Raw genomic sequence first — 9,840 nt, forward strand, 5'->3', positions numbered from 1 at the left:
TGGTCGGCCGCACGCCCGAACGGGCCGCGGCCCGGGCCCGCGAGTTCAGGGCCAACCCCTACGTCGACGTCGAGGAGATGCTCGAGCGGGAACGGCCCGATCTGGTCTCGATCTGCCTGCCCAACGAGGGCCACTTCGAGCCGACGCTCAAGGTCATCCGCGCCGGCTTCCCGCTGTTCGTCGAGAAGCCGTTCGTCTTCGACCTGGAGGAGGCCGATGTCCTGCTACGCGAGGCGGAGGCCCGTTCGCTGTTCTTCGCCATCAACTTCAACCACCGCTACGCCACGCCGGTGGCCATGGCCGCCGACGCCGTCCGCGCCGGCGACCTCGGTGAGCTGGTCTTCGCCACCTGGCGCTTCGGCGGCGAGCCGGGCAACAGCTCCCACCCCCACGCCAACCTCATCGAGACCCAGTGTCACGGCCTCGACATGCTCGAGCACCTGTGCGGGCCGATCGACTCGGTGACCGCCCAGATGACCGGCAAGACCGGCAGGGGCTACTCGACCCTGGTGGCCGCCCTGCACTTCGCCAACGGAGCGATCGGGAGCCTGGTCGGCTCCTACGATTCCTCCTATGCCTATCCGGCGACCCACCAGCTCGAGCTGAACGGCACCGGCGGCCGGGTCCTGATCGAGGACACCGTCCGGCGCTACACCTTCACCCGGGCGGGGAGCGAGGTCAGCAGCGTCTGGCAGGCCGGCTACTTCAACGACGCCGACCGCCAGTTCCACCGCACCTTCGACAAGCACGTCGACGACCTGCTCCAGGCCGTCCGGGCCCGGCGGCCGCCACCCATCCACGCCCGTGCCGGCCGCCGCGCCCTGGCGCTCGCCCACGCCATCATCGACTCGTTCGAGACCGGGACCCGCATCGAGGTCGCCCCGGACGCTGGCACCTCAGGACGTTAGCCACGCTCATCCGGCTTGCGCGCCCACCGAGGCGGCGTCGAACGTCGCGGCGTCGAGCCGACCACTGTCCACCACACGATCGCGCACCTCAGCCAAGAACGGCCTGAACTACAGCGCCCGCGATCCCGGCCACGGACGTTGTGCACGTCGGTCTTTGCTTGAGGGCGCCCGAGACCGAGCTTGCTGACCATGCTCGGCAGCGTCCGGCCGATGAGCCAGTCGACCCGTTGGCGTGCCCCCACTCGATCAAGGCCTTCCAGGTGGTCGCCCAGGCAGCGGGCTCCGTGGTCGGCGCGAGGTGGAAGTCCGGCTCTCGACCAACAGCCATCCGCCTGGCTTGACGGCAGCGGCCATCCGCGCGAGCACCGCCGGACCGTACCCGGCGATCTGGTGCAGCAAGGCGCGGCAGGTCACCAGGTCGTACGCGTTGTCTGGCAGCTCGGTCGTCGAGCCGGTCGGCCTGGTATGGCTGGGGTGGCGGTCGTCAGGTACGTCGCCCAGCGCCGCGGACAAGCAGAAGCCTCACGGAGACGATGTTCCGCCGGGGCGAGCACCCGGGACCGCTTCAGAAGGGGGCGGCCGTCGTCCTTCAGCTTGGCCGCGTCAGTGAGGGCCGGGGTGGTGGGTTCCTCACCTGCGCCAGGCCGTCGTCGCTTGATCGAGCGCCTGGATCTCGTCCCCAGCCAGCGAGAAGGAGAGCGCTTCGGCATTGCTGGCTGCCTGTCTCCCGTTCTTCGCACCGGGGATCGGTACAACACCCTCCCGTTCGATGAGCCACCGAAGGGCCACCTGGGCTGGGGTCTTGGCATGGCGTTCACCGATCTCACCCAGCAGGGCCACGACCGGCTGCGCCTTCTTGAGACCATCGCCCCGGAAGTAGCGGCCGAAGCGCCGAATCCCCTTGGGCCGATCGCCCGGCCGATACTTGCCGGTGAGGACTCCCTGCGCCATTGGCTGGTATGCGATCAGCGTGATCCCCAGCTCCCGGCAGGCATCCAGCACCCCGTTCACCTCGGGCGCTCGATGCAACAGGGAGTACTCCACCTGGTTGGAGGCAAGGGGGATTCCCCGCTCGGCCAGCGCCGCATGGGCGACGCGGAGTTGTGCTGCGGAATAGTTGCTCACCCCAACTGCCCTGACCTTCCCCGCTTCGACCGCGTCGGCCATCAACCCCATGAGGGAGGGGATCGAGATGCGACGAGAAGGAAAGTGGTGCTGATAGAGGTCGATGGGGCTTCGCCGGAGCCGAACAAGGCTCTGGTCCAGCGCCTCCGGAAGTACCTCTGCCGTTGATCGCCATCCGGGCGGGAACTTGGTGGCGATCACCACGCTCTGGCCCTCGGCAAGCTCGCCCACGCGCCGCTCCGAAGCGCCGCCGCTGTACATCGCGGCCGTGTCGAACAGGTCCACGCCCGCCGTCAAGCTGGCCTCGAAGGCCCGCCGTTCTTCCTCCGGCCCTGGGGGGCCTCCATAGGCCAGCTTGGCCGGTCCCCACCTGCTCCGACCCGAGGGGCTGCCCCAGGTCATCGCCCCCAGGCCCAGTCTTGGCACCTCGAGATCAGTACGGCCGAGACGGATCCGGTCGGTCATCCGCGCACCATCACTCGCCATGGCATGTCCTTAAGCCATCGAGCCTTCCGGTCCACGGAAGAGACTACCGCTGGAGGTGTCGTGGCCGGTCGGGGAGCGCCGCCGCGGCTTGGTGCTGAGCCTCACCCATTGGTGGACCACGGCGTTGATGGGGGCGCTGCCGGCGTCGCTGTTGGCCAGCACCACGATGCCCGTCCGCCGGTCGGGCAGCAGCGCCAGGCCGGCCCGCCAGCCGCGGTTGGCGCCCTCGTGGTAGGCGAGCCGGTCACCGTCGGGCAGCAGGCCAAATGCGTACCCGAGTCCCCACCGGCCCCCGGTGCCGGGGGCGGGGGTGAGGGCCAGGCGGACCCCGGCCGGGCGGAGCACCCCTCGTCCTGGTGGCTCGCCCTCGGGGCCGGGCAGCGCGGCGGCGGCGAAGCGGGCCAGGTCCGGCGCGGTGGTGACCAGCCCGGCGGCGGCCTGTTCGGCGAAGACAAAGTCGGGGACCTGGCATCCGTCGACATCGTGCGGGCAGGCGGTCGCCGCCCTGCGGTGCCACTGGAAGCTGCTGGCAGTCATGCCGAGCGGCCCCAGTACCTCGGTCTGCATGACGTCGGCGAATGGCCGGCCGGTGAGTTCCTCGACCAGCAGCTGCAGCACGCTGTAGCCGCCGCCCGAGTACAGCCAGCGTCGACCCGGTGCGTCCAGCAGCTCCACCGGGAAGCTCCCGCCGCCTTCGCCCGCCAGCGAGGCATCAATGGCTGGCAGCGGCCGATCCAGGGTCTGGCCGACATAGCCGTGGACCGACAGGCCGGCGGTGTGGCTGAGCAGCCGACGGACGGTGATGCCGTCGGTCTTGAATGGCGACGGCGGGGGGCACCAGCGTCGCAGGCGGCCGACCACCGGCTCGTCCAGGTCGATCCGGCCCTGCTCGACCAGGCGCAGCACCCCCCAGGCGGTCACCGGCTTGGAGACCGAGGCTGCCTGGAAGCGGGTTGCGGGCGTCACCGGTTCGCCTGTCGCCTGGTCGGCGACCCCGTAGCCGGCCGCCCACGCGATCCGTCCGTGCCTGACGAGCGCGACGGCCAGCCCGGGAGTCATCGAGTCAGCCAGTGCCCGCACTGCCGCGTCCCCCACGGCTGGCGCCAAGCCGGAGTCCAGCGGGTCGTGAGATCGCCGACGCACCGGCCCACCCTGCCTACGCGACCGGTCCGTCGCGGCCTCGTTCCGGCCGCTTGGCCAACGCCACGGTCGTGATCCCGCCGGTCCCGAACAGCTCGGTGGCCAGGCGGGCATGGTTGTCGTCCAACGCCTCACGGACGAGCTGCAGATCCAGCCGGCGCGCGGCCGGGATGACCACCAGTACATAGCCGGGCCCGGTGCGCACCGCCAGCGTCTTGAGCACCTCATCGGCATCGACACCGAGCGCGCGTGCCTCGTCGATGGAGGTATAGGCCTGGCGGTGAGGGACCACCTCGAACGCGGCACCGCGCTGCTCGAGATGCTCGGTGACGACCGACATCACAACCACCTCCCCATTCGTCCAGCCCCGCCCCCGGCCGCGGACGGACGCCGCCGGTCTAGCTGGTATGGACCACGACGAGCTTGTCCACGCCGGACTCGGCGCCCCACACCTCGCCGGGCCGGCCGAGGATCTGGCGCACGTTGGCCGGCGAGCTCGGCAGGGGGACGACCGTGAACCGCTCGGTGGAAGGGTCGAACCGGACCAGGGCGTTGGCGGCGAAGTCGCTCAGCCATGGATGGTCGTTGTCGTCCACATACACGGCATAGGCCATCGGGTTGGCGCCGGGCAGCTTCCACTCCTGCCAGCGGCCGTCGGCCGGGTCGTAGCGGCCCAGCTGGCCGGCGTTCCACTCGCTCACCCAGATCCGGCCGCGCGAGTCGGACCAGACCCGACGGGCGCCCTGGTCGCCGGTGGGCGGCTCCAGCACCTCGGCGGCGCCCGTCCGGTGGTCGATGCGGCCGATGTGGCTGCCGGCCAGGGAGGCGTAGAACACCTGCCCGTCGGGGGTGGTGGTGATGCCGTAGGGGCCAGGCCCCCTGGGGGCGTCGAAGACCTCGACCCGTCCGACCTTCGGGTCGAGCCGGCCCAGCACCCCCGCCTGCCCGGTGAACCACAGGACACCATCGCGGAAGGCGGCAGTGTTGAGGTTGGCCGAACCCCGCTCGGGCGGCAGCGGGTAGCGGTCGACCTTCCCGGTCCGCGGGTCGACCCGCACGATGGCGTTCAGGCCGCCGTCGGTGACCCACGGGGCCCCGTCGGGGCCGACGATCACGCCGTGCGGCGCCGAGCCGTCCCCCAGCGGGATCAGCCGGCTCTCGCCGGTGGCCGGGTCCAGCAGGCCGAGCTGCCCGGACCCCTGGGCGGTGTACCAGACCGAGCGGCCGTCGGCGGCCGGGGCGACGTCGTGGGGCCGGCTCCCGGCCGGGACCGGATACTCCTGCACCCGCAGGCCCGCCGGGGCCGCCTCGGCGGCCGTGGTCGCCGTCGGCGGCGAAGGTCGGTCGGCGGCGGGCTCGGGCGACCGCCCGCATGCGGCCACCAGGATCAGGAGCACGGCCAGCCAGCCGAGCCGTCTTGTGCGCCGCGCCGCAGCACCCATCATGGGGCGATGATAGCGACGGCGGTTCGGCGGGCGAGCGCGAGCCCCCGGGCCGGCGCAGACTGGTGGCATGACCATCGCCGTCCATGCGTCCTGGCGCGAACCCGCATGAGACCCGGGGGACGGCCGGGACGCCCCGCCGCCCGCGCGGCCGTGGCGCTGGTTGCCTGCCTCCTGCTCGCCGCCGTCACCGGATGCGGTGCCAGCCCGCCCCGCCGGACGGAACCAGCCGGATCCGGCGTCCCGTCCACGCTCGCCGAGCGACCCGGCGGCCGCGACCTCGTGGCCCGTCTACGCCAGGGAGGGCACGTCATCTTCATCCGCCACGCGGCGACCGAGGCAACCCAGGACGACCCTCGGCCCAACCTGGCCGACCCACGCACGCAGCGGAATCTCTCCGATGTCGGACGCAACCAGGCCCGGCAGCTCGGCCGGGCGATCCGCCGCCTCCGGATTCCGGTGGGCACGGTGCTGGCCAGCCCCTACGCGCGGACCCGGGAGACCGCCGAGCTGGCCTTCGGCCGGGATCGCGTGCGCGTGACACGAGACCTCCTGAACGAGGCATTCCCCGGCACCGACGACGAGGACCTGGCCCGCCGGCTGATGCGCCTGTTGGCGATGCGACCACCGGCCGGGCAGAACGCGGTGCTCGTCTCCCACGGCTTCAACCTCCAGGGAGCGACGGGACTCTCGGTCGCGGAGGGCGAGTCGGCGGTCTTCGCACCCGGCGGCGCGGACCGCTCCAGGCTGGTCGCGAGGATCACCGCCCAGGAATGGCAGAGCCTGGCGTCGGGCTGATGGGATGCGCTGCGACCGTCTGGTGCGGTCCGGATGAGAACATGGTGAGATGCGCGACGCCCCTTCTGTGGTCGACCTGGCCGGCCTCGCGGCGGCCGGGGACCGGCCAGGCGCCCTGTGGCGGCTGGATGGAGAGGACCTGCAGGCCAACCTGATCCGGCTCGGCTTGGGGGACCGCATCCAGCCGCATCGGAACGACGAGGTGGAAGTCCTGATGGTGGTCGTGGCCGGCCGGGGCGAGCTCACCCTCGACGGCCAGGTCCGCCCGCTCGCCCCGATGGCCCTCGTCCACGTGCCCAAGGGGGCGGTCAGGGCCGTGGTGGCGGTCGACGGGCCGCTTGCCTACCTGTCGGTCCACCGCCGTCGCTCCCCGGGCCTTCAGATCGGCCGCCACGCCCAGCGGGCCCCGACTGGACAGTCCTGGCCATCCGGGTGATCGAACGGGTTCTGGACCTGTCAGCCGGTGGTCGTCGGGGGTCCGCCCTGCCCGTGCCCTCCAGGTCCGGTGCTGGCGGGTGGGCCGGGGTCCGCGGGTGGGCCGCTGCTCGGTGGCGAGGCGGGGGTCGGAGTCGCCGGGACGCTGGGGGGCGAGGCGCGGCCCTGGCCGTCACTGCCGGCGCCGGCGGTCACGTCCTCGCAGTAGGCGGCGACCTTGTCGGCTCCGCCCGCGGCCGCCGCCAGCGCCTGGAAGGCGACCGAGTCCGCCCGGCGTCCGTGGTCGGCGCCCTGGCCGGCCTGCCACGCCCGGCACAGCCCGGCCCGGGCCGCTCCGGTGGCGTCCGGCCCGGCCGCCGACTCCCGGCCCTGGCTGTCAGCCGACGCACCGGCCGTGATGTCCTCGCAGTAGCCGACGACGTTGCCGGCACCACCGGCCGCCGCTGCCAGGGCCTGGAACGCCGGCGTGTCGGCCCGGGAACCGTGGTCGGCGCCCTGGCCGGCCTGCAGGGCTCGGCACAGGCCCATCTGGGCTGCCGCATCCAGCTCAACGCTGGCGGCGGCCCCCATACCCTGCCCGGACGCGTCGGCACCCGACGTGACCGTTGCCCGGTCGGCCACCGACGACGCCTGGCCGGGCAGGTGCCCGGTGGCCGCGGCGGCGATCCCGCCGACTGACAGGACGGCGACCAGTGCGGCCGCGGCCGCTTTCATCGTGAACACCTTGCCGGGCACGGCGATCCTCCGGGGGACGAGGGTCGGGGGGGTCGACCGCATCACCGCCGTGAACTCGGCAAGGGCTCGCTGTTCACCGGCCAGCTCCTCGGGAGCGGCCGGGGCGGTCGCCGCCGCCAGCAACCTGGCCAGCCCACCGTAGCCGGGCGGGGCCGAGGCAGGGTCGAGCCGGCCTTCCAGCAGCCGCTCCAGCATGTCCTGGTCGGCGACGGACGGCGCGCTCTCAAGGAACCCAAGCAGTGGATGCATGTCGGGCCCAAGAGCGTCGTCGTCGCTCATCGCGTTACACCCCCCGCCAACCCGGCCGCCTCCAACTGTTTGGCCAGCCGCCGCAACCCCCGATGGGCGAGCACCCGGACCGTCCCTGGGCGCTTGCCGACGATCCCGGCCACTTCGGCGACCTCCAGGCCGCCGAGCACTCGCAGGGCCACCACCTCGGCCTGGTCAGCTGGCAGTTCGGCCAGCAGCGCCAACGCCGCCCGGGTCGATTGGACCTCCAGCACCTCGACCGCCGGATCGTCCGGCGCCCGCCGTTCGGCCAGCTGCTCGGCCGGGACCAAGGTGATCGGCCGACGCGCGGCCTGCCGATGCCAGTCGATGACCCGGTGGCGGGCTACGGTGAACACCCAGGCCCGGAAGGCCGGCTCGCCGCCCCGGAACCGCCCAAGCCTCCGGATCACCGACACCCAGGTGTCGGCGGCCAGGTCCTCCGCCACCTCGTTCGCCGCGACCTGGAAATAGCGCAGCAGGGCCGGCTGCAGATCCCGCCACAGCACCGCGAACGCCTGCTCGTCCCCGCCTTGGGCGGCGGCCAGCAGCTCCGGGAACCGCGGTCCGATCATCGCACCTCGCTCGGCCTGCGTCTGGTCACCGGTAGGTGGAAGGAGACGGCCGATCGGAGTCGCTGCGGAGTCGAGCGACCCGCCTGGCCTCGGCATAGACCGGCTCCTCGCGGCTGTCGGCGAGCGGGGGCGGAACCCGGCCCGCGGTCGCGGGCGCATCGAGACCGGCTGCCGAGGCGACCCCGGCCCCGCGACGCCCAGCCAGCTCCTGGCGAGCCAGCTCCTCGCGCAGCCCGGTGTTCTCGTCCTCGAGCTCGAGCAGCTGCCCGCGCAGCTCTCGCTCGGTCGTGCGCAGCTGCCTGCGGCGGGCGCGCCGCGAGCGCCGCAGGCTCACCGACCCGACCACCAGCAGGCCAACCACGAATCCGATCGCGGCCGCCATGGCCAGGAGCAGGCCGTGGCTGTAGCCGGTGACCGGGTGGTCCAGCACCGTGATGGTGCCGGTGGTGGTGTTCTCCAACACAAGGTCACCCACCACGACGGCGCCGACGATCGCCAACAGAAGCAACAGAGCAGCCACAGGGCACCTCCGACGAGGTCGCTGGCCCGGTCAGTCCGGGCGGGGTCCCGAATCGGGATCAGAACGGCGGTTGCAGGTTCCGGCGCGCCCGTCAGTCGCGCGCCATCCCACAGCGAGCGCCGGGTCGGCCGGTACGGAGATGAGGGGGCGACTGAGGCATGGTGCGTCCTCCAGCACCCGAGACCGTGAACCATGGGGGAATGGCCGCGGGTGCGGGTTGGTGCCGGCCTGGGGGGAGACCGACGCGTAGGCCACCGCTACCACGAACACCCTTCCCGCGGCAAACAGGCGAGCGTGGTTGTAACGCTCTGGTCGACTGCCCGTTCTTGGCCTAGATAGCCAACAACGCACGACGGGGGGAGGGCGCAGCTCAGCCCCCATCCAGTCTCAGGAGGCCAACACGTGCCCGTGCCGGCCCCACCCCAACCAGGGCGTCCACGTCAAGCTGACGATCCACGCCCAGGGCTCCCAGGGGGCCGACGTCAAGCACAAGGTCTTCTGCGTCACCGGCTGCGGCCCTGTCCCGACCACGACCACCACCGCCGGGGCGACCAGCACCTCGGGGGCCAGCTCGACCTCGGGGGCCACCTCGACCAGCCACGACACCAGCACCACCTCGGCGGTCGGGGGCTCGTCCTCGACCCCAGGCGGCCCGGCCGGTGGCGAGCTGCCGTTCACCGGAGCGGGCACGACGATGCCGCTGCTGGCCGTCGGGCTCGCCCTGCTCGGCCTTGGTGGAGCCAGCTTGCTCGGGAAGTCGCGTCGAGGCCGGGCCGAGGAGTAGCAGGCGGATCCTCCCCGACCAGAACCAGCGCCTGGCGTGGCGGCTGACCTGTCCCGGTTTGGCCGGCGAACTATAATGCGGCCCCGAGCGCGGAGGTATGCCATGAAGGTTCGCACACGATTGGTCAGCGCGTGGATCGCCTTGCTCATCGGGGTGGGGGTGCTGGGCGTGGGGGGCGGCGCGATGGCCGCTCCGGGCGATCCAGGCGGGCGCAGGTTCCTTCCCGGTGCCCCCGGCGCTGGTGACGCCTACTTCCCGTTCGCCGGAAACGGCGGCTACGACGTCCGGCACTACGACCTCGACATCACCTACGAGCCGCCGGCGCCGGAACCGGCGCCGCTCGTCGGTCAGCTGAGCGGCGTCGCGACCATCGACCTCGTGGCCACGCAGAACTTGGACCGCTTCAACCTCGACCTGCGGGACATGGACGTAGAAGCGATCACGGTCAACGGGAGGCGGCTCCGCGAGGTGACGCCACCCGCTTCCGGGGACGCCGTCGGGGGGCCCGCCTACTGGCAGGTCCAGGACGACGAGGCCCGCGTGTGGGAGCTGATCGTCCAGCCTCGTCCCAAGCTCAAGAAGGGAGCGAGGGCGCGGGTCGTCGTCACCTATGGCGGCCAGACCA

At 72.4% G+C, this 9,840-nt stretch carries 12 protein-coding genes; 4 read left to right on the plus strand and 8 right to left on the minus strand.

Annotated features, from left to right (window positions below; all coding sequences use genetic code 11):
• Positions 1-908 (plus strand): Gfo/Idh/MocA family oxidoreductase (locus tag VF468_01210; GenBank protein HEX5876941.1); only part of this gene is annotated, 908 nt, incomplete at its 5' end.
• Between the two features lie 630 nt (positions 909-1,538).
• On the opposite strand, the gene VF468_01215 is transcribed toward VF468_01210, so the two are convergent.
• The 4 genes from VF468_01215 to VF468_01230 form a co-directional block, all read right to left on the minus strand.
• Positions 1,539-2,498: an aldo/keto reductase gene (locus VF468_01215; GenBank protein ID HEX5876942.1), complete on the minus strand. Its 960-nt coding sequence runs from the start codon at positions 2,496-2,498 to the stop codon at positions 1,539-1,541.
• 30 nt (positions 2,499-2,528) lie between these two features.
• Entirely contained in the window at positions 2,529-3,599 is a 1,071-nt protein-coding gene (locus tag VF468_01220) for a serine hydrolase domain-containing protein (protein ID HEX5876943.1), read from the minus strand.
• A 76-nt stretch (positions 3,600-3,675) separates the two neighbouring features.
• Positions 3,676-3,999 (minus strand): YbaK/EbsC family protein, encoded by a 324-nt coding sequence (locus tag VF468_01225; protein HEX5876944.1) that lies wholly within the window; start codon positions 3,997-3,999, stop codon positions 3,676-3,678.
• A 58-nt stretch (positions 4,000-4,057) separates the two neighbouring features.
• A complete protein-coding gene (locus VF468_01230; protein ID HEX5876945.1) occupies positions 4,058-5,104 on the minus strand; it encodes a lyase in 1,047 nt (348 codons plus the stop codon).
• Between the two features lie 279 nt (positions 5,105-5,383).
• Between VF468_01230 and VF468_01235 the strand changes: the two genes are divergently transcribed.
• Together VF468_01235 and VF468_01240 are read left to right on the plus strand one after the other, a co-directional pair.
• Positions 5,384-5,899: a histidine phosphatase family protein gene (locus tag VF468_01235; GenBank protein ID HEX5876946.1), complete on the plus strand. Its 516-nt coding sequence runs from the start codon at positions 5,384-5,386 to the stop codon at positions 5,897-5,899.
• Positions 5,900-5,948: 49 nt separating this feature from the next.
• Complete coding sequence (locus VF468_01240) at positions 5,949-6,335, plus strand: cupin domain-containing protein (protein HEX5876947.1); 387 nt, start codon at positions 5,949-5,951, stop codon at positions 6,333-6,335.
• Between the two features lie 20 nt (positions 6,336-6,355).
• On the opposite strand, the gene VF468_01245 is transcribed toward VF468_01240, so the two are convergent.
• The 4 genes from VF468_01245 to VF468_01260 form a co-directional block, all read right to left on the minus strand.
• On the minus strand, positions 6,356-7,348 hold the full coding sequence (locus VF468_01245; protein ID HEX5876948.1) for a hypothetical protein: 993 nt from the start codon (positions 7,346-7,348) through the stop codon (positions 6,356-6,358).
• On the minus strand, positions 7,345-7,911 hold the full coding sequence (locus VF468_01250) for a sigma-70 family RNA polymerase sigma factor (GenBank protein ID HEX5876949.1): 567 nt from the start codon (positions 7,909-7,911) through the stop codon (positions 7,345-7,347). The genes VF468_01245 and VF468_01250 overlap by 4 nt, the downstream gene beginning before the upstream one ends.
• A 25-nt stretch (positions 7,912-7,936) precedes the next feature.
• Positions 7,937-8,410, minus strand: coding sequence for a hypothetical protein (locus VF468_01255; GenBank protein ID HEX5876950.1), 474 nt, complete (start codon positions 8,408-8,410; stop codon positions 7,937-7,939).
• 408 nt (positions 8,411-8,818) lie between these two features.
• A complete protein-coding gene (locus VF468_01260; GenBank protein ID HEX5876951.1) occupies positions 8,819-9,121 on the minus strand; it encodes a hypothetical protein in 303 nt (100 codons plus the stop codon).
• A 196-nt stretch (positions 9,122-9,317) separates the two neighbouring features.
• Here VF468_01260 and VF468_01265 point away from each other — a divergent pair.
• The coding region (locus VF468_01265) for a M1 family peptidase (GenBank protein ID HEX5876952.1) at positions 9,318-9,840 on the plus strand (523 nt) is incomplete at its 3' end.

The organism is Actinomycetota bacterium (assembly GCA_036280995.1).
Lineage (GTDB): Bacteria > Actinomycetota > CALGFH01 > CALGFH01 > CALGFH01 > CALGFH01.

Bases quoted from the DNA above. Each gene is read 5' to 3' on its own strand.
- VF468_01225 (HEX5876944.1), bottom strand. From the start codon at position 3,999: ATGTCGGTCGTCACCGAGCATCTCGAGCAGCGCGGTGCCGCGTTCGAG.
- VF468_01215 (HEX5876942.1), bottom strand. From the start codon at position 2,498: ATGACCGACCGGATCCGTCTCGGCCGTACTGATCTCGAGGTGCCAAGA.
- VF468_01250 (HEX5876949.1), bottom strand. From the start codon at position 7,911: ATGATCGGACCGCGGTTCCCGGAGCTGCTGGCCGCCGCCCAAGGCGGG.
- VF468_01230 (HEX5876945.1), bottom strand. From the start codon at position 5,104: ATGATGGGTGCTGCGGCGCGGCGCACAAGACGGCTCGGCTGGCTGGCC.
- VF468_01245 (HEX5876948.1), bottom strand. From the start codon at position 7,348: ATGAGCGACGACGACGCTCTTGGGCCCGACATGCATCCACTGCTTGGG.
- VF468_01240 (HEX5876947.1), top strand. From the start codon at position 5,949: ATGCGCGACGCCCCTTCTGTGGTCGACCTGGCCGGCCTCGCGGCGGCC.